The following is an 18047-nucleotide window of genomic DNA, read 5'->3' as shown; positions in this document are numbered from 1 at the left end:
ATCCCCATGCACCCCGTGCACCTGCGTTCTGCCGGCACCAGCGTCCTGCTGGCCTTCGACACCGGCGAGGCCGAGATCGTCCACTGGGGCGCCGACCTCGGCGAACACCTCCCCGATCTGGCGATCCTCCGCGGGCCCGTCCCGCACTCCGCCCTCGACCTCCCCGTCACCGCCGGACTGCTCCCGCAGGCCTCCTCCGGCTGGGCCGGGCGGCCGGGCCTGCGCGGGCACCGGAACGCCGACGGCGGCCCCGGCCTGGACTTCTCGCCGGCCCTGCGGGTCGTTGCCGCCCAGATGCAGGACGGCGGGCGCACCGTGGTGATCATCCACCGGGACTCCGAGGCCGGACTTGAGGTCAGTTCCGAACTCACCCTGCACCCCGGCGGCCTCCTGGAGCTGGCTCACACGCTGACCAACAGCGGCACGGCCGAATACCAGCTCGACGAACTCGCCACGGTGCTGCCGGTGCCGCGGGACGCCACGGAACTGCTCGACCTCACCGGGCGCTGGTGCCGCGAAAACCACCCGCAGCGGCACGCCGTCCAGCAGGGCACCTGGGTCCGCACTGGCCGGCACGGCCGGACCGGCCACGACTCGTCCCTGCTGGTGGCAGCCGGGACCGCCAGCTTCGCCAACCGCACAGGCCAGGTCTGGGCCGCGCACCTGGGCTGGAGCGGCAACCACGAGCAGTACCTCGACAGCCTCGCGGACGGCCGGCGCATGCTCGGTGCCGCCGAACTGCTCGGCTCCGCCGAAGTGGTGCTGCGCCCCGGCGGCAGCTACCGGACGCCGTCGCTCTATGCCGCCTACTCCGGCCGCGGCCTGGACGGCATCACCGAGGCCTTCTACCACTGGTTCCGTGCCCGGCCGCAGCATGTGGACACCACCTCCGGCCGGGTCCGCCCGGTGGTGCTGAACACCTGGGAAGCCGTCTACTTCGACCACCGCCTCGAGCCGCTGCTCGAACTCGCCGAAGCAGCCGCCGGGCTCGGCGTGGAACGCTTCGTCCTCGATGACGGCTGGTTCCGCGGCCGCCGCGACGATCACGCGGGCCTTGGCGACTGGTACGTCGACGAGGGCCTGTGGCCCGAAGGCCTGACTCCGCTGATCGACGCGGTCACCGGCCACGGCATGGAGTTCGGGCTGTGGGTGGAGCCGGAGATGGTCAACCTGGACTCCGACGTCGCGCGCGAGCACCCGGACTGGATCGTGGGCCCGTCGCTGCTTTCCCACAAGGACGGCGGCCGGCTTCCGCACGCCTGGCGCCATCAGCACGTCCTGGACCTCGCCAACCCGGAGGCCTGGCAATACATATACGGCCGCCTCGATGCCCTGTTGCGCGAGAACAACATCGCCTACCTCAAATGGGACCAGAACCGCGACCTCACCGAGCACGGCCGCGGCGGCCGGCCGTCCGTCCACGAACAGACGCTGGCCGCGTACCGTCTCTTCGACGCGCTCAAGGCATCCCACCCGGACGTGGAGATTGAAAGCTGCTCCTCCGGCGGGGCCCGCGTGGATCTCGGCATCCTGCAGCGAACCGACCGGGTGTGGGCCTCGGACTGCAACGATGCCCTGGAGCGCCAGACCATCCAGCGCTGGACCCAGGCCGTCCTCCCCCCCGAACTCGTCGGATCACATATCGGCCCCACCACCTCGCACACCACGGCCCGCACCCACGACATCTCCTTCCGCGCCATCACCGCCCTCTTTGGCCATTTCGGCATGGAGTGGGACATCCGCGCAGCCACGGACGAGGAACGGGCCACGCTGCGCCGCGCCATCGCGCTCTACAAGCGCCACCGCGCACTGCTCCACTCCGGCAAGCGCGTCAACGCTGACACCGCCGAGCCCACCCTGAGCGTCCACGGTGTAGTTGCGCACGACGCCGGCGAGGCCCTGTTCGCCGCCGTGTCCCTGGCCTCCGCCCCGGCTGAGGTTCCCGGACTGGCCTCACTGCCGGGCCTTGACCCGAAGCGGAACTACCGCGTCCGGGCCGAACTGCCTACCCTTCTCGACGGCGACTACGCGCACACCTTTACCCAGATCCGGCCGCCGGCCTGGCTGGAAGACGGGGCCGTTGCCACCGGCGCCTTCCTGCAGCACGTCGGCCTGCCCCTGCCGGTCCTGAACCCGGAGCACGCCCTGCTCCTCCACGTCCAGGCCCTCTGACTGTCCGGTCCCGCCCCCTGCTTCCGGGTCGGGCACCGCACGTCCCCTCACTTTCGAAGGAACCCCATGACCAGCATCATCAGCCGCAGCGACGCCCCGGCGTCGGTGTCCGCGGTGACCAGTACGCGACTCGCCGACGGGCGCGAACTCCTGTATTTCGACGACACTTCCCATCCCCTGCAGCGCCCGTCGAGGGACCGCCGCGACCTTCCGGAGCGCGGCCCGTCCGGGGAAATCCGGTACGACGCGCTGACCGGGGAATGGGTGGCGGTCGCCGCGCACCGGCAACACAGGACGCATCTTCCGCCGGCGGACGAGTGCCCGCTGTGCCCGAGCACTGACGCGCGGCCCTCGGAGATCCCGGCGGATTACGACGTCGCCGTGTTTGAAAACCGCTTCCCCTCACTCGGCCCGGATCTCACCGCCGCCCCGGCAGCGCCGGGCTGGGGTACCCGCGGGACCGCCGGCGGCCGGTGCGAGGTCGTAGCCTTCACGCCCGAGCACACCGGGACGTTCGCCGCCCTCAGCACCCGGCGGGTGCGCACCGTGATCGACGCCTGGGCGCACCGCACCGAGGCCCTGAGCGCGCTGCCCGGCGTGGCGCAGGTGTTCTGTTTCGAGAACCGCGGCCAGGACATCGGCGTGACACTGCACCATCCGCACGGCCAGATCTACGCCTACCCCTACGTCACGCCGAGGACCGCGGTGATGGCCGCGGCCGCCCGGCAGTTCCATGAGGCGGCGGGCGGGACGGCCACCCTGACCGGGGCGATTTTGGCGAGCGAACGTGCCGACGGCGCCCGGATCGTGCTCGAGGGCGAATTCTTCAGCGCCTACGTGCCGTTCGCGGCGCGCTGGCCGCTGGAAATCCATCTGGTCCCGCACCGCCAGGTTCCGGACCTCGCCGCGCTGACCGGCGCCGAGCGTGACGAGCTCGCCGTCCTGTATCCGGACCTGCTGGGCCGCCTCGACAGGCTCTACGGCAGCCCGACGCCGTATATCAGCGCCTGGCACCAGGCCCCCCTTGACCCGGTGCTGCGCCGGTCCGGGTACCTGCACCTGCAGCTCACCTCCCCCCGGCGGGCCGCGGACAAACTCAAGTTCCTGGCCGGCTCCGAGGCCGCCATGGGCGCCTTCATCAACGACACGACTCCCGAAGAGGTTGCGGCCCGGCTCCGGGACGCCAGGAAAGGAACGGCATGACCACCACCGACACCGCAGGAACGGCCCTGGCGGACGCGGTGACCCGCGCCTTTGCCGGCCACTTCGGCCATGACGCCGACGGCGTGTGGCAGGCTCCGGGACGGGTCAACCTGATCGGCGAGCACACGGACTACAACGACGGCCTTGTCCTGCCGTTCGCCATCAACCGCACCACCACCGTGGCCGTGTCGGCCCGGGCGGACCGCACCGTGCGGCTGGCCTCGGCGTTCGCGGCCGCTGACCCGGTCGAATTCGATCTCGATGCCTTCGCCCCGGACCAGGCGGCCGGCTGGTCCGCGTACCCGGCCGGAGTGGCGTGGGAGCTGGAACGTGCCGGCATCACGGTGCCGGGCTTTGACCTGTACGTGACCTCCGATGTCCCGGTCGGCGCCGGGCTGTCCTCCTCCGCCGCCCTGGAATGCGCCGTCGCGTTGGCCCTCTCCGACCTCACCGGAGCGGGCCTGGGCCGGGCCGAACTGGCGGACATCGGGCGGCGGGCCGAAAACAACGTCGTCGGCGCCCCCACCGGGATCATGGATCAGTCCGCGTCGATGCTCGGCACCCGGGACTGCGCGGTCTACCTGGACTGCCGCGACCTCAGCTCCCGCCCGGTGCCGCTCGGCCTGGAGGAATCCGGGCTTCTCTGCCTGGTGATCGACACCAAGGTCTCGCACGCCCACGCCACCGGCGGGTACGCCGAACGCCGGTCCTCCTGCGTCCGCGGCGCCCGGGCCCTGGGCGTCGGCGCCCTTCGCGACCTTGACGCCGCCGATCTGCCGCGGGCCGGGCGCGTCCTCGACGACGTGACGTTCCGCCGGGTCCGGCACATTGTCACCGAGAACGAACGGGTCGCCCGGACCGCGGAATGGCTCACGTCCCATGGGCCGCTGGCAATCGGAGACCTGCTGGACGCCAGCCACCGCTCCATGCGGGACGACTTCGAAATCTCCTGCCCGGAACTGAACCTGGCCGTTGACACCGCACGCGCCAACGGGGCCATCGGGGCCCGGATGACCGGCGGCGGGTTCGGCGGCTCCGCCATCGCCCTGGTTCCAGTGGACGACGCCGATCAGGTCCGGTCCGCGGTCCAAGCCGGCTTCGCCGCCCGCGGGCTGCAGGCACCCGATGTCTTCGCCGTCCTGCCGGCAGAGGGGGCGCGCCGGCTGTGATCAGGCCGCCGGCCGGGTGGTCAGCGCCCGAAGCCGGCGGAGCGCAGTCCTCTGCTGGGTCCCGGCCATCAGTACTTCCTCAGATCCAGCGGATCCTGGCCGTACCAGCGCTTGCGCAGCAGGGCGGTGGCGGCTCCCAGAACACACCTCAGTTCCTCCGTGCTGTTCGAGAGCGACCTCAGCACCAGCCCGGCCGTTCCCAGCACGGCGGCGGTGAGCGAGATGCCGGTATGGGCGCCGAGCCCGGCCGTGATCTCGTGGAGTTCGTCGGCAAGGGCTTGGTCCACCCGCGGGTCCACCACGATCAGCGACCCCAGATGGCTGAAGCCCTCCATGAACGCCAGGCCCGTCACATCGCCCAGGGGCGGCCGGATGAGCACGTTGTCCAGGGCCAGCAGCCCGCCCGCCTCCCCGACGGACGCCTCCGACTCGACCCGGATCTCGGTCCGCAACCGCAGCTCCTCGTACCGGAACGAGGCCCCGTCCGGCGACCACCCCGGGGTCACAATTTCGGCCATGATGAGGCTCGACGACGGCCGCACCGTCACGTGCGTATTCTGCCGGTAGCTGGCCTCCCGGTAGGCGATCACCTGATCCGGGGCGAGCTCCAGCCGGGCCCCCTCCCCGAGCCGCAGCCGCATCCGCTGTTCGGCAAAGGATCCCGGAGTCCGGTAGATCTTGGTGGCCGACTGCGTGGCGAGCAGCAGCTTAGCCTCATCGGCCACCTCCACGTCAATCACATACAGGTCAGCGCCCAGATAGGCACCGCCAGGATTGACGAGCACATAACAAACCTGCCCGCTGCCATCCAAGTAATGCGGCCGCAAAACCCTCAAAGCCCCCCGATGGAACTGATGCGTGGCAACAGAACGTCCGTCCCGATTTTCGACGACGAGTTCCAGCTCCCCCATCGGCGACTTAACCGCTGAGGCGGCGAGGCCGGATTTTGGGGCCGCGGCGTGGCGGGCACCGCGGGGGGCCCACTGCCGCGAGGGTCCCGACTCGAGCTTGCGAGAGTCGGGAGCGGCTGGGGACGGGCACGGCCCCAAATCCGGCGAAGCCGCCGGACTCCGCACAATCGCCGTCACGACGCCAGGTCGAGCATCAGGACGTCCCGCCGCACCCAGTCGATGACGCGGTCCAGCCCTTCGTCGGTCTTGAGGTTCGTGAAGCAGAACGGCCTCTCGCCCCGGAATTCCTTGGAGTCCCGCTCCATGACGGCCAGGTCCGCGCCGACGTGGGGGGCGAGGTCGGTCTTGTTGATGATGAACAGATCGGACTTGATCATGCCCTGGCCGGCCTTGCGCGGGATCTTCTCACCCTGGGCCACGTCGATTATGTAGATGGAAAAGTCCACCAGTTCGGGGCTGAACGTTGCGGAGAGGTTGTCGCCGCCGGATTCCACGAAGATCACCTGCAGGTCAGGGTGCCGCTTCTTCAGCTCCTCGATGGCGGCCGTATTCATGGACGTGTCTTCGCGGATGGCCGTGTGCGGGCAGCCGCCGGTTTCGACGCCGATGATCCGGTCGATCGGCAGGATCCCATTGGCGGCGAGAATCTTGGCGTCCTCGATTGTGTAGATATCGTTGGTGATGGCCGCCATGGAGATCTCCCGGCTCATATGACGGGTGAGCCGCTCCACGAGCTGGGTCTTGCCGGCACCCACCGGGCCGCCGATGCCGATTTTGACGGGCTCAGACATATTCTTCTCCAGACATATTTCGTGTGTAGCTCGGTTAACTCATGAACATGCGGGCGCGCTGGCGTTCGTGCCGCATTTGCGAAATTTCCAGCCCGGGGCTGACGGCCCCAAAGTCGTCAGGCGTGAGGTGACTGGAGCGCTCGGCGGCGGCAGCTACGCCGTCGGCCGCCTTCCGCAGGATCCGCTGGCCGGAGTTCTGCCCCAGGGGGATCGCCCGGACGGCGTTCTGCGTCAAGGACGTCACCGCGGCGAAAAGATAAGCGGCGAGGGCCTCCGGGAGCGGTACGTTCAGGGACCGTGCGACGACGGCGAACGCCAGCGGCTGATGCCCGGCGACACGGCCGGAACCCACCAGCTCCCGGTACTCCGCCAGATCTGCGGACGGAAAGATCTCGGCGCCGATCTCCAGCAGACGCCCGCCCATTTTGGTACTGGCCTCGCGCAACTGCCGGGGCAACAACTGGGCGGTCAACAACGCATCCAGTTCGGCAACCGGAACGTCCTCATAGAGGAACCGGATTGCCAGGGCGTCCGAGTACGTCAGCTGCTGTGAAATGAACGCCGCCAGCCACACCCCAAAGGACTCCTCGTCGTGCACCAGCCCGCGCTCCACATACGTCTCAAACCCCAGCGAGTGAGCAAACGCCCCGGTAGGCAGAGCAGAATCCGTCAGCTGCTGCAACGCAAGCTGGTAAGTCATAACGGGCTCCGCGACGCAAGGCAAGCAGTCGAACCTGCGAAGGCGGGTGATAGGGGTCGCGGCGTGGCGGGCACCGCGAAGCGGGCACGACCCCTATCACCCGCCGCAGCGCCCACGGCGCCCCAGCCACAACGGCAGAGGCTAGTGCGAGTGTTCGGCATGGCGGAAGGGTACGGGCATCACGCGCTCCTGGCGGTTGTAGGGCGCTCCGACGTGTTTGAGATAGTCCTCCACGGTGTGGTCGTACTGGCAGACCATCACCTCCGCCCCGTACTCCGAGGAAGCGTCGAAGAACTGGGCCTGCAGGTGCCGGTTGCCTAGGGAGTGGGCCACCACCCCCATCTCGTGGATGGAGCGCGGGGCGATCACCAGGACGTCGGTGGGCAGGACTGACACCACGATCATGTTGGTGCCGGCCACGTGCAGGATGTCGCCGTCGCGAAGGTCCCCGGAACCGGCGGGGAGGCGGATGCCGAGTTCCTTCCCGTGGTCGGTGGTGACGCGCTGGATGCGTTTGACCAGCTGGGCGCTGGGCAGCACCACCTTCTCGCGGTGGAGCCCAAGGTAGGGGTCCGGACCGGGAGGGAGGTCGTGGGTGTTGCCGAGGACCTTTTCGATGATCATGGTGATCTCCTCTGGAAGCCTAGAAAAGGAAGTAGCGCTGCGCCATGGGCAGCACGTCTGAGGGCTCGCAGGTGACGTCCTCGCCGTCGACGCTCACCTGATACGTTTCCGGGTCCACCTCGATATCAGGGGTGGCGCCGTTGTACTTGAGGTCCGCCTTGGTGAGGTTCCTGATTCCGGACACCGGCCGGATGACCTTCTCCAGTCCGAGCTCGGCCGGGACCCCGGCGTCGATGGCGGCCTGGGAGAGGAAGGTGATGGAGGACTGCTGCAGCGCCTTGCCATAGGCGGCGAACATCGGCCGCATGGTGCGCGGCTGCGGGGTGGGAATGGAGGCGTTGGCGTCACCCATGAGGGCGTACGCGATCTGGCCGCCCTTGAGCACAAGGTCCGGCTTCACTCCGAAGAACGCGGGATCCCAGAGCACCAGGTCCGCGAACTTTCCCACCTCCACCGAGCCGATGGAATCCGCCATGCCCTGCGCGATGGCCGGGTTGATGGTGTATTTCGCCACGTAACGCTTGAGCCGGAAGTTGTCGCTCTGGGCGCCCAGGCCTGACGCGGCCCCGTGGCTGCCGCCGGCAGGATCCTTCAGTACGCCGCGCTGCCGCTTCATCTTGTCCGCCACCTGCCAGGTGCGGATGACCACCTCGCCCACCCGGCCCATGGCCTGCGAGTCCGAGGACGTGATCGCGAAGATGCCCAGGTCCTGCAGGACGTCCTCGGCGGCGATGGTCTCGGCGCGGATGCGGGAGTCCGCGAATGCCACGTCCTCCGGGATGTCCGGGTTCAGATGGTGGCAGACCATGAGCATGTCCAGGTGCTCTTCGATGGTGTTGCGCGTGTACGGCAGGGTGGGGTTGGTGGACGCCGGCAGGACGTTGGGCAGCCCGGCGATCTTGATGATGTCCGGGGCGTGGCCGCCGCCGGCGCCTTCGGTGTGGAAGGTGTGGATCACGCGGCCGTCGATGGCCCGGATGGTGTCCTCCACGAAGCCGCACTCGTTCAGGGTGTCGGTGTGGATGGCCACCTGGACGTCGTACTGGTCCGCTACCTGCAGCGACGTGTCGATCGAGGACGTGGTGGAGCCCCAGTCCTCATGGACTTTCAGCCCGATCGCGCCGGCGCGGATCTGCTCGGCCAGGGGTTCGACGGCGGACGCGTGGCCCTTGCCGAACAGGCCGATGTTGATGGGCAGCCCTTCGGCGGCCTGCAGCATCCGCTGGATGTGCCATTTTCCGGGGGTGACCGTGGTGGCCTTGGTGCCTTCGGCGGGACCGGTGCCGCCGCCGACCATCGTGGTCACGCCGCTGCACAGGGCGGCAGGGACCTGGTCCGGGGAGATGAAGTGGATGTGCGAGTCCACCCCGCCGGCGGTCAGGATTTTCCGCTCACCCGCAATGATCTCGGTGCTCGCGCCGATCACGATGTCCACGCCGTCGGTGATCTGCGGGTTGCCGGCCTTGCCGATCCGGAAGATGTGGCCGTCCCGGAGCGCGACGTCGGCCTTGTAGATGCCGGTGTAGTCCAGCACCACGACGTTGGTGATCACGGTGTCCGGGACTCCGCCGCCGGAACCAATACCTCCGGAACCGTCACCGTCCCGGGTCACCTGGCCGTTCTGGCCCATGCCGTCGCGGATCACCTTGCCGCCGCCGAACACCACTTCCTCGCCGTAAGCGGTGAGGTCCTTCTCGATCTCAAGAAACAGATCCGTGTCGGCCAGGCGGATGGCGTCGCCCGTCGTCGGGCCGTAGAGGTCCGCGTACTGCCTGCGGGATAGCTCGAAACTCACTGTGCGTCACCTTCCCCTTCGGAAACAGGGAGTCCGCTCTTGCGGAGTGTGCCGTTGACGGCGTTGCTGAGGCCGTACACTTCCCGTCTGCCCGCGAGCTCGATCAGCCGGACGGTCCTGCTGTCCCCGGGTTCGAACCGCGCGGCCGTGCCGGCCGGGATGTCCAGCCGGCGGCCGTAGGCGGCCGCCCGGTCAAACTGCAGCGCGGAGTTGGCTTCGGCAAAGTGATAATGCGAGCCGACCTGGACGGGCCGGTCTCCGGTGTTGGTCACCGCGACGTCCACCGCCTCACGGCCGGCGTTGATGACCAGCGGCGCGGAACTGAGCACGTATTCTCCCGGAATCATCGAAGCTCCTAACGGATCGGGTCGTGAACGGTGACGAGCTTGGTGCCGTCCGGGAAGGTTGCTTCGATCTGGACGTCGTGGATCATTTCCGGCACGCCCTCCATCACTTCGTCGCGGCCAAGGATGGTGGTTCCGTAGCTCATGAGCTCCGGAACGGTCCGGCCGTCCCGGGCGCCCTCGATCAGTTCGTAGCTGATCACCGCGACGGCCTCGGGGAAGTTCAGCTTCAGTCCGCGTGCCTGGCGGCGGCGGGCGAGATCCGCCGCGACCACGATCATGAGCTTTTCCTGCTCACGGGGCAAGAGGTGCATGACGGTATCCCTTCAAGAACCAGCCGACTGGCGGACCGCAGAAGCCGCGGTGTGACCAGAGTAGGCCGCGGAGATTTCCTGCAGGTTTCCGGGACCCGTCATCATCTCAGGAGCTAACCGCTGACGGCCCTATCCGGTGATCCGCCAGTGCGCCTGGAATTCGGGGTGGTCCGCATACGGCAGCGCCAGGGTGTGCAGGGAGAGCGTGGTCCATTCGATGACGTCCGGCACCCATCCGGCCTCGGCGGGTTCCTGGCTGACCAACATGGCCAGCACGGACTGGCGTGCGGATTCAATGATGCCGATGAGCTGGCGCTTGGCCTCGCACTCACGGAGCAGGCGGCGTTCATACCACTCGCCGGAGACGGCAAGCGTGGGGTCGCCGAGCAGCTTTAGGGCGACGGCTTCGTCTTCTCTAATGCGCGCGGTCAGGAACTCGACGATGTCCACTCACCGAGCCTATGCGCGCCGGTGCCCACACGGCTACGGCCTGGCGTTTGCCCTTTTTCCTCAGGCCGGCACAAGCCGCGCTTGTTAGGGTGGGTGGATGAAACGACGTCTCGCCGCCCTTGCCGCTGCCGCCTTCTTGATCGGACTTACCGGCTGTGGGCAAGTGCAGGACGCTGCCGAAAAGGCCGTCAACGACGGGGCGTCACGGGCTGCGACGGCGGCCGGCAATGAAGTGAAGAAGCAGGCCTGCGCCATCGTGAAGAACGGCCTGGTCAGCGCCAAGGACAAGGAACTGCTGGGCGGTCTTGTCACCAGCGCGGAAGCCGCGGGTGCACCCGCTGAGATCACCACCCCGCTGCGCCAGATCGCCGACTCCGGAGACCAGGTTCCGGCCGAATCCGTCAAGGCCCTTCAGGACGCCTGCGCCAAGTAGCGGGCGGCACCCCTGGCGTGTGGAGTTCGGCGCCTCGTGGCGGCGTTCCGTGATCGCCCGGTCTCTGAATGAGGAGGGTGAGGGGCCAGTGCGCCTGACTTCAGTCATTGCCGCTCTGCGTGTCCTTTGGGAGGCAGGGCGCGCTTCAGCTCGGCAATACGCAGCCGGAGAAAGACGATCACGAGGATCAGAACGTACAGTGCCAAGCCGATCAGCACGGCAGTGAAGATCAGATAGAGGACGTACGAGACGCCAAAGACTTCGATGTTGTTCACTGATTACCCCCAATAGTTGTGTCTTCGCGGTAGCCTACGTGGCTAGCCGAGCCAACTTGAGATTTGCGTCCAAGCGAACTCTGGACAAGGTCTTGCTGGGTGTGTCCCTATTGAAGGGCCGAGCGCGAGGCCGGCGGGGCTTACCAAATCGACCGTGAGTTCCAGCCCGGTCCCGCGTTTTCAGGCACATCCACCATCCGCGCGAACTTTGGGGGCACGTTTGAAACTCTTGCTTACGTCAGGCGGCGTGACGAACCCGAGCATCCACTCGGCGCTCGTGCAGCTTCTCAACAAGCCGATCGCCCAGTGCCACGCCCTGGTCGTCCCGACAGCGCAGTGGGGTCACCCGATGTGCGGACCGGCATCGGTGCGGGGCCTCCTGGCCGCCGAGCCCGGCTCCCGTCACTTGTCCGGCATGGGCTGGGCGACGCTCGGCGTTCTTGAGCTCACCGCGCTGCCCACCATCGGCGCGGAGCGATGGGTCCCCTGGCTTCGGGAGGCCGACGTGCTCCTGGTCGACGGCGGCGACGCGACGTACCTGTGCCATTGGATGCGTGAGTCCGGGCTGGCCGACCTGCTGCCGTCGCTGCCGGACACGGTGTGGGTGGGAGTGAGTGCCGGGAGCATGGTGATGACGCCCCGGATCGGGAAGTACTTCGTCGAGTGGCCGTCCGCGCCGGACGACCGCACCCTGGGGGTGGTGGACTTTTCGATCTTCCCGCACTTGAACGCTTTCCCGACCAACACTCTGGCCCACGCAGAGCGGTGGGCCGCCGACCTCGGCGGCCCGGCCTATGCCATCGACGAGCAGACAGCTATCAAGGTCGTCGACGGCTCCGTCGTGGTGGTTTCCGAAGGAGAATGGACGAAGTTCGGGTGATAGCAAACCGCCGGAGTGACCCGTTCGAGGATCCTTCACCGGGCAGCTCAGTTGAAACGCGGACCGAAGGGCTATGGCATCCAGCTCATGGGCAGTTACGGTGGCTCCATGAGGGACGGGAGGCTCCTGATCATGTGCGGGACAGCAGAGTCCAATGACGCCCTCGACCACTACGAGACGGAAGGCTGGCGCCGTGCGGAAACTGATCTACGGCATGAACCTGACCCTGGACGGCTACATCGCCGCGGCTGGCGACGACATCGGCTGGGGCGGGCCGAGCGAGGAACTGTTCCAGTGGTGGCTCGACCAGGAGCGGGCTAGCAGCCTGTCGCTGTACGGCCGAAAGCTCTGGGAGACCATGAGCTCCTACTGGCCGACCGGCGATCAGCAGCCCGACGCCACCGCGGCGGAGATCGAGTTCGCAAGAAACTGGCGGGACACACCGAAGGTGGTGTTCTCCTCGACGATCGACAAGGTCGACTGGAACACCCGCCTGGTCACCGGTGACGCGATCGCCGAGATCACCCGGCTCAAGGCCGGGGACGGCGGCCCGATGAGCGTCGGCGGCGCATCGCTCGCCGGGGCGGCCATGCGGGCCGGGCTGATCGACGAGTACGTGCTGGCCACCCATCCGGTCCTGGTAGGCGGCGGCACTCCGTTCTTCACCGCGCTGGACAGTTGGGTGAACCTGGACCTGGTGGAGACGCGGACGTTTCCCGGCGGCGTGGTCCTGATCAGGTACGAGGCGAGGCGCTGAGCACGCTTCCTCCGGGCGGTCGAGGAAGGACTCCACACCAGCGTCTGCCAATCGACGGGCAGTAGATAGTCCGGAATGTCATCGGTGGGTTCAAACTTGAGTGGTCACTGAGACAACCGTTCCTGGTTTCGGTGCGTCGTCGTCTGCCGGGCATTCTCCACAACATAGACCTCCCCGTCGGGCCCTTTTTTGTGGGACTCCGTGGTGTAGAAGCGGATCTCGTGTCCGTCCGGGTCCGAGAGACCGGGCAGAATCCACCCCAGAGAAGCGACCTGGACGCCAGCATGGGCGTCCCCCAACTGCGTCAGCCGCGCGGAGAGCTGGTCAATTGCCGCCTTGGTCGGAACGCCTATGGAGAAGTAATCGAATCCGGAAGAGGCCGCCGCTTTGCCGGGGTCCAGCCGCAGGGCCAGTCTCGGTCCGCCATCCGGGTGATTAAGAGCAAGGCCCATGACTTTGCCATCTTCGCGGAACTCCATCGCAACGGCATAACCAAGCCGGCTCTGGTACCACTCGCGGCTGCGGTCGAGATCACTGACCGGGAGTTTGAGGTGGTGCACGCCATCGAACTGGGGAACCTGAGTGTCCACGGCAAATCCTTTGATCGCGGGGTCGTGTTCCAACGATAGGTCCGAATCATCTGCGGGAGGCCGCAATCGTGGCGCCCCTCGTAGTAAGGCCTAGCGTTTCCCCTTCTTCCGGGATCCCTTGCCGCGGCCCTTGTCCGGGTTGGGAGCGTAGCGCTGCGCCACCTTGGGCTTCTTCGCGGCTCCGGTGCCGCGCCGGTCCGGCTTGGGCTCGCGTTTGGGTTTCTCCTGCTGCGCCGAGGGCTGGCGGGAGCTCGCGGCGGTGCGTCCGCGGACAATACCGATGAATTCCTCGATGACCTCGTCCGTGGCGTCGCTCGGCCAGGCCAGGGCGATCTCCGTGCCGGGCGCCCCCGTGAGTTTCCGCGCCACGGTGTCCTTGACGTTGAAATGCCGGGCCACGGACATCGGCAGGATCACCAGCCCGGCACCGGACGCCACCACCTGCAGCGCCATCGCCGGGCCGCCGAGCTCCTGCACATCGAGAAACGTCTCGGCGGACAGGTCCGCCAGGTCCACTTCTTCAAACAAGGAGACTTCGTGCCCCTTCGGTGCCACCACCACGGGCTGCTCCTCGTAGAGCGGGATCACGCTGAGGCCCTCGCGTTCCACCGGGAGCCGGACGAAACTCAGGTCCGCGGAACCGTCGCGGAGCACGGACAGTTGCGCGCCGTCGTCGGACATAAAGGAGTGCAGCGGAACATCGGGCATCCGTTCCTCCCAGCGGCGGATCCATTTGCCCGGTGTCACACCGGCGACGTACGCGAAGCGCAGCTCCCGCCCAACTGCGACGGCTGGGACGACGGCGGTTTCGTCGGGGGTCTGGGATGGTTCTTCTGCTGCGGACACATGTTCACAGTACCGCCCGGGGTGGCGCGGGGGTCCGCCGCGATGGCGGCACCGTGCTGATCCGGTGCTAGTTTGGTGCCTCGCAGTGCTCTGGCCGGATACCCTTGGACTATGACCTCTGCAAACTCCCAGTCCATGAAACCGGCCACCGTTGCCAAGAAGCTTGGCATCTACCTGCCGGCGACACCCCAGGAGTTCCAGGATTCAACCATCACCCGCGCTGATTTTGCCGATCTCCAGGCCAACCCGCCGGAGTGGCTCGCGGAACTGCGCCGCAACGGCCCACACCCGCGCCCCGTGGTCGCGCAGAAGCTCAACGTCTCCATCGCCGGCCTGGCCCGCGGTGGTGTTGAGGAAGCGCTGACGACGGCGGAAATCACCGCACTGCTCCAGGCTCCCCCGGCCTGGCTGGTGGCCGAGCGCGCCACCCACGCCGCCGTCCGCGCCGAGGCCCAGCGGGTCAAGGACGAGGCCGCCAAGAAGGACGCCAAGAAAGCCCGCGCCAAGGCCGAATAGCGGCACGAGCTTTCTCCCGGCCCCTCTTTTCAACCCGCGGACGCAGGACTACGCTCGCGGAATGGGTCGGGGCCGCCGGTCCGATCCCCTCCGCATCCCAATTCACCTGCCACCGGCGGCGTATCGGGAAGGAACAAGTTCATGGGCTTCAAGATCGGATATTTTGTCGGGAGCCTCTCGAGCAATTCCATCAACCGCACCTTGTCCAGGGCGCTGATCCGGCTTGCACCTGCGGAACTGGAGTTCACGGAGATCCCCATCAGGGATCTGCCGTTGTACAGCCCGGATTTTGATGCCGCTTTCCCACCCGTTGGGCAGGCCCTCAAAGATGCCATCTCGGCTTCCGACGGCATCCTGTTCGTCTCGCCCGAATACAACCGGTCCATCCCCGGAGCGCTCAAAAACGCCATCGACTGGGGATCCCGGCCCTGGGGCACCAACTCCTTCGCCCGCAAGCCCACCGGCATCATCGGCGCCTCCCCCGGCGGCATTGGGACGGCCGTGATGCAGTCCTCGTTCCGCAGCGTGCTGAGCTTCCTCGACGCGCCGCAGCTGAATGCTCCGGAGGCCTACATCCGCTTCGTCCCGGAGGCCTACGGCGAGGACGGTGAGGTCAAGGACGAGGCTACGGCCGGGTTGCTGCGCCACTATATGGAGGAGTATGCCTCCTTCGTGGCCCGGGTCCTGGCCGCCAATGCACCGGGCCATATCGGCGACGAGCACCCGGACAAGGACAAGACGAGCCGTTAGGCAGAGTCAGGGCGCGGTGGTCCGGCATCTAGTCCTGGTGCAGCTGCACGAAGTTCCCGCAGCCGTCATCCAACACCACACTGGTCCCGCCGGGCCCCTCGGACGGTTCCCCCTGGAACATCACGCCCTTGGCCGCCAGCCGGTCGTATTCGGCGCGCACGTCCGGCACGCCAAAGACGATCGCGGGAATCCCGGCGTCGTGCAGACCGTTCATGTAGGCCGCGCCGATCGGGTTGTCACTGGGTTCCAGCAGCAGTCCGGCGCCTCCGGCACCATCCGGATCCTTGATGATGAAGAGGTTGTGCTCCGGCATGGCCATCAGCGTTTCGAAGCCCAGCGTGCCGGTGTAGAACTCATGGGCCGAGGCCGGATCCTTGACGTGGATACTGCACATTTTCAGTCGCATGGCCCCTAGGCTACGCCGGGAGGCTCGGCGTAGGAACCGCGACGCGGCCTCCGCACCGGCCCTGGCGCCTGGGTTTGCGTCCGCGCTGGCGCCGGGCATTGCCCCGGCCCGGCAGGCATTGACGGCCCCGCCGCCAGGGATTCCAATGGAACTAGCGGAACAGCGCCCGCCCGGGACCGTTCCGGGGAGGTGTGCAATGACGCTTTCACTATCCGGCGCCCTCGCGGCCTGGCAGTTCCTGGCCCTCGCCATTCTGGTTGCCGGGGCAGCGTTCGCCTCGGTCTATTTCGCCCGCAAGCACCTGGCGGCCGACGACGGGCCTTCCGAAGGCGCGGACGGCGCGTTTTGGGACGCATTCGCCGGACTCGCCGTCATTGTGCCCGCCATCGTCCTGGCCTCTTCCACATGGCCCTGGGCCGGCCTGGCGCTCGGGATGCTGGCCGCGGGGGCTGCCCTGGCGGCCGTCGCTGCGGCACCCCGGCTGCTCCGCCGGCAGGAAGCCCGCCGGGCCAGCCGGGAAACCCGGCTCTTGAACGAGGCGGCCGCCGCACGGCACCGGAGCGCCCTCGCCCGATGGCAGCGGTACGAACTGGATCCGGGGTTCTCGATTGACTATCCCGCGATGAGCGATACCCGGCAACCAGAAACCGCGGCACTGATCCGGGCGATCAAGGCCGCCGAGGGCCTCGGCGGCCGTACGGACCGCGCCTGCACCGATGCCGCCTACGCCCCGGCCGTGGAACGGCTGGAACATGCCCTCGCTGCCGCCGAACGCGCGGCCGGCGTCAGCGCCGCCGGGCCGCCTGGCCCGGACCACGCGCACGGCTGATTCCCCGGAATTGCCGATCCGGCAGTTCGCGGCCACCTTGGAAAGGTTCCATCATGACTGACATCACGATCATCGGCAGCGGCAACATGGCACGGGCGATCGGGACCCGGGCTGTCGCCGCCGGGCGCTCCGTCCAGATCCTGGACAGGACGCCGGAGAATGCCGCCAAGCTCGCTGCTGAACTTGGCGGCACCACCGGCTCCGGCGGCCTGAGCGAGGTTCCCGAGGGCGACATCGTCGTCCTCGCGCTGTACTTCGGCCCGGCCAGGGAAGTTGCCACGCATTTCGGCGACACGCTCAGCGGCAAGACGGTGGTGGACATCAGCAATCCGATTGACACCGAAACCTTCGACTCGCTGGTGGTCGCCCCGGGGACGTCGGCGGCGGAGGAAATCGCCGCACTGCTCCCGGGCGCACAAGTGGTGAAAGCCTTCAACACCACCTTTGCCGGCCCGCTCGGGTCCGCGGAAGCCGGCGGCCAGCCGATGGATGTGTTCATCGCCTCGGACTCCGAAGAGGCCCGCAACGAGGTTGCGGTCTTCGCCGAAGCCGCCGGGCTGCGTCCGCTCCAAGTGGGCGGACTGCGCCACGCCCGTGAACTCGAGGGCTTCATGCTGCTGGTCATGGCGCTGCAGGCCAACCCCGCGTATCCAACCTTCAACTGGGGCACCGGCCTGAAAATCACCGACTAGGAGCAGTCCGGTCCCGACCGGCCGTCATCGGCCCAGAGCGGTGATATCGAGCGGCAATATCCACCGGGGAGACCGGGCGGTGGCCCGCTTCAGCGCGCTACAGCTCGACCGTGCCGCTGTCGCCGACGCTCATCCGGCTGTTGGTCACCTTGGACTTGATCCACTGCAGCACGGTGGCCGCCGTGCCGCCCGGGCTGGTCCAGTACTCGGCGGAGTCCGAGTCGACGTGGAGCAGGACCACCTCAGGGGTGTCCGGGCCGTCCGGGAACCAGGCCTCCACCACCTGATTCCACATGTCGTGGATCAGTTGCCGGTCAGTGACCACTTCAGCGGTCCCGGCCACCGAAACCCACTCGGTGCGCTGGCCGAAGGAGACGTTCACCGCCGGGTTGGCGCGGATGTGGGCCACCTGAGAGGTGGTCGCCGACGTGAAAAACCACATGTCGCCGTCGTCCTTGACCTCCTGGACGGCCAGCGGCCGGCTGACGAGCGCGCCTGCTTCGTTGATGGTGGTGAACATTCCGATGTGCGAATCGTTGATGATGTCCGTGACCTTGCTGATGCTTTCGGCATCCGACATGCTCTCACCTCGTTCTGGTT

Annotated in this window: 23 protein-coding genes; 10 read left to right on the top strand and 13 right to left on the bottom strand. The window is 67.6% G+C overall.

Annotated features, from left to right (window positions below):
* Nucleotides 1–6 precede the first annotated feature (6 nt).
* The 3 genes from AC1DFR_RS16125 (at nucleotide 7) to galK (ending at nucleotide 4544) form a co-directional block, all read left to right on the top strand.
* A complete protein-coding gene (locus tag AC1DFR_RS16125; protein ID WP_476873871.1) occupies nucleotides 7–2172 on the top strand; it encodes an alpha-galactosidase in 2166 nt (721 codons plus the stop codon).
* 66 nt (nucleotides 2173–2238) lie between these two features.
* Nucleotides 2239–3375 carry a galactose-1-phosphate uridylyltransferase gene (galT, locus tag AC1DFR_RS16120; RefSeq protein WP_476873870.1) on the top strand — a complete coding sequence of 379 codons (1137 nt, stop codon included), beginning with the start codon at nucleotides 2239–2241 and terminating at the stop codon, nucleotides 3373–3375.
* The gene (gene galK, locus AC1DFR_RS16115; protein ID WP_476873869.1) at nucleotides 3372–4544 is read left to right on the top strand and encodes a galactokinase; all 1173 of its coding nucleotides are present in this window, start codon (nucleotides 3372–3374) and stop codon (nucleotides 4542–4544) included. Before galT ends, galK begins: the two co-directional genes overlap by 4 nt.
* A 68-nt stretch (nucleotides 4545–4612) precedes the next feature.
* Here galK and AC1DFR_RS16110 read toward each other — a convergent pair whose 3' ends face one another.
* The 8 genes from AC1DFR_RS16110 to AC1DFR_RS16075 all read right to left on the bottom strand — a co-directional run bounded on the left by AC1DFR_RS16110 (nucleotide 4613) and on the right by AC1DFR_RS16075 (nucleotide 10473).
* A complete protein-coding gene (locus tag AC1DFR_RS16110) occupies nucleotides 4613–5329 on the bottom strand; it encodes an urease accessory protein UreD (RefSeq protein ID WP_476859663.1) in 717 nt (238 codons plus the stop codon).
* A 299-nt stretch (nucleotides 5330–5628) separates the two neighbouring features.
* Nucleotides 5629–6246, bottom strand: coding sequence for an urease accessory protein UreG (gene ureG / locus AC1DFR_RS16105; RefSeq protein WP_476859662.1), 618 nt, complete (start codon nucleotides 6244–6246; stop codon nucleotides 5629–5631).
* 34 nt (nucleotides 6247–6280) lie between these two features.
* The gene (locus tag AC1DFR_RS16100) at nucleotides 6281–6946 is read right to left on the bottom strand and encodes an urease accessory protein UreF (protein ID WP_476873868.1); all 666 of its coding nucleotides are present in this window, start codon (nucleotides 6944–6946) and stop codon (nucleotides 6281–6283) included.
* Between the two features lie 141 nt (nucleotides 6947–7087).
* The gene (gene ureE / locus AC1DFR_RS16095) at nucleotides 7088–7570 is read right to left on the bottom strand and encodes an urease accessory protein UreE (protein ID WP_476873867.1); all 483 of its coding nucleotides are present in this window, start codon (nucleotides 7568–7570) and stop codon (nucleotides 7088–7090) included.
* 19 nt (nucleotides 7571–7589) lie between these two features.
* A complete protein-coding gene (gene ureC, locus AC1DFR_RS16090) occupies nucleotides 7590–9365 on the bottom strand; it encodes an urease subunit alpha (RefSeq protein WP_476873866.1) in 1776 nt (591 codons plus the stop codon).
* Nucleotides 9362–9712: an urease subunit beta gene (locus AC1DFR_RS16085; protein ID WP_476873865.1), complete on the bottom strand. Its 351-nt coding sequence runs from the start codon at nucleotides 9710–9712 to the stop codon at nucleotides 9362–9364. Before AC1DFR_RS16085 ends, ureC begins: the two co-directional genes overlap by 4 nt.
* Nucleotides 9713–9720: 8 nt before the next feature.
* A complete protein-coding gene (locus tag AC1DFR_RS16080) occupies nucleotides 9721–10023 on the bottom strand; it encodes an urease subunit gamma (RefSeq protein WP_223914842.1) in 303 nt (100 codons plus the stop codon).
* A gap of 129 nt (nucleotides 10024–10152) precedes the next feature.
* Nucleotides 10153–10473 carry a DUF6221 family protein gene (locus AC1DFR_RS16075; RefSeq protein WP_230010922.1) on the bottom strand — a complete coding sequence of 107 codons (321 nt, stop codon included), beginning with the start codon at nucleotides 10471–10473 and terminating at the stop codon, nucleotides 10153–10155.
* A gap of 97 nt (nucleotides 10474–10570) precedes the next feature.
* Here AC1DFR_RS16075 and AC1DFR_RS16070 point away from each other — a divergent pair, with 97 nt between their 5' ends.
* The gene (locus AC1DFR_RS16070) at nucleotides 10571–10906 is read left to right on the top strand and encodes a hypothetical protein (protein ID WP_476873864.1); all 336 of its coding nucleotides are present in this window, start codon (nucleotides 10571–10573) and stop codon (nucleotides 10904–10906) included.
* Nucleotides 10907–11010: 104 nt separating this feature from the next.
* Here the strand turns inward: AC1DFR_RS16070 and AC1DFR_RS16065 are convergent, their stop codons facing one another.
* Complete coding sequence (locus AC1DFR_RS16065; RefSeq protein ID WP_476873863.1) at nucleotides 11011–11181, bottom strand: hypothetical protein; 171 nt, start codon at nucleotides 11179–11181, stop codon at nucleotides 11011–11013.
* A gap of 220 nt (nucleotides 11182–11401) precedes the next feature.
* Between AC1DFR_RS16065 and AC1DFR_RS16060 the strand changes: the two genes are divergently transcribed.
* Complete coding sequence (locus AC1DFR_RS16060; protein ID WP_476873862.1) at nucleotides 11402–12061, top strand: Type 1 glutamine amidotransferase-like domain-containing protein; 660 nt, start codon at nucleotides 11402–11404, stop codon at nucleotides 12059–12061.
* Between the two features lie 193 nt (nucleotides 12062–12254).
* The gene (locus AC1DFR_RS16055; RefSeq protein WP_476873861.1) at nucleotides 12255–12818 is read left to right on the top strand and encodes a dihydrofolate reductase family protein; all 564 of its coding nucleotides are present in this window, start codon (nucleotides 12255–12257) and stop codon (nucleotides 12816–12818) included.
* Nucleotides 12819–12922: 104 nt separating this feature from the next.
* Here AC1DFR_RS16055 and AC1DFR_RS16050 read toward each other — a convergent pair whose 3' ends face one another.
* Nucleotides 12923–13408: a VOC family protein gene (locus AC1DFR_RS16050; protein ID WP_476873860.1), complete on the bottom strand. Its 486-nt coding sequence runs from the start codon at nucleotides 13406–13408 to the stop codon at nucleotides 12923–12925.
* A 90-nt stretch (nucleotides 13409–13498) separates the two neighbouring features.
* Nucleotides 13499–14254 carry a LysR family substrate-binding domain-containing protein gene (locus tag AC1DFR_RS16045; RefSeq protein ID WP_026538047.1) on the bottom strand — a complete coding sequence of 252 codons (756 nt, stop codon included), beginning with the start codon at nucleotides 14252–14254 and terminating at the stop codon, nucleotides 13499–13501.
* 111 nt (nucleotides 14255–14365) lie between these two features.
* Between AC1DFR_RS16045 and AC1DFR_RS16040 the strand changes: the two genes are divergently transcribed.
* Both AC1DFR_RS16040 and AC1DFR_RS16035 read left to right on the top strand, forming a co-directional pair.
* Entirely contained in the window at nucleotides 14366–14770 is a 405-nt protein-coding gene (locus tag AC1DFR_RS16040; RefSeq protein WP_018775636.1) for a DUF5997 family protein, read from the top strand.
* A 141-nt stretch (nucleotides 14771–14911) separates the two neighbouring features.
* Nucleotides 14912–15520, top strand: coding sequence for an NADPH-dependent FMN reductase (locus AC1DFR_RS16035; protein WP_230008239.1), 609 nt, complete (start codon nucleotides 14912–14914; stop codon nucleotides 15518–15520).
* Nucleotides 15521–15548: 28 nt separating this feature from the next.
* Here AC1DFR_RS16035 and AC1DFR_RS16030 read toward each other — a convergent pair whose 3' ends face one another.
* A complete protein-coding gene (locus AC1DFR_RS16030; protein WP_223914848.1) occupies nucleotides 15549–15926 on the bottom strand; it encodes a VOC family protein in 378 nt (125 codons plus the stop codon).
* Nucleotides 15927–16122: 196 nt separating this feature from the next.
* On the opposite strand from AC1DFR_RS16030, the gene AC1DFR_RS16025 reads away from it, so the two are divergent.
* Together AC1DFR_RS16025 and AC1DFR_RS16020 are read left to right on the top strand one after the other, a co-directional pair.
* On the top strand, nucleotides 16123–16755 hold the full coding sequence (locus tag AC1DFR_RS16025) for a hypothetical protein (protein WP_230008241.1): 633 nt from the start codon (nucleotides 16123–16125) through the stop codon (nucleotides 16753–16755).
* 53 nt (nucleotides 16756–16808) lie between these two features.
* Nucleotides 16809–17447 carry an NADPH-dependent F420 reductase gene (locus tag AC1DFR_RS16020; RefSeq protein ID WP_476873859.1) on the top strand — a complete coding sequence of 213 codons (639 nt, stop codon included), beginning with the start codon at nucleotides 16809–16811 and terminating at the stop codon, nucleotides 17445–17447.
* A 97-nt stretch (nucleotides 17448–17544) separates the two neighbouring features.
* On the opposite strand, the gene AC1DFR_RS16015 is transcribed toward AC1DFR_RS16020, so the two are convergent.
* Nucleotides 17545–18027 (bottom strand): pyridoxamine 5'-phosphate oxidase family protein, encoded by a 483-nt coding sequence (locus AC1DFR_RS16015; RefSeq protein ID WP_476873858.1) that lies wholly within the window; start codon nucleotides 18025–18027, stop codon nucleotides 17545–17547.
* Nucleotides 18028–18047 lie beyond the last annotated feature (20 nt).

Source organism: Arthrobacter sp. 05T410 (assembly GCF_056396505.1).
Note: the sequence above shows the minus strand (reverse complement) of the source record. Positions and strands in the feature narration are given on the sequence as shown.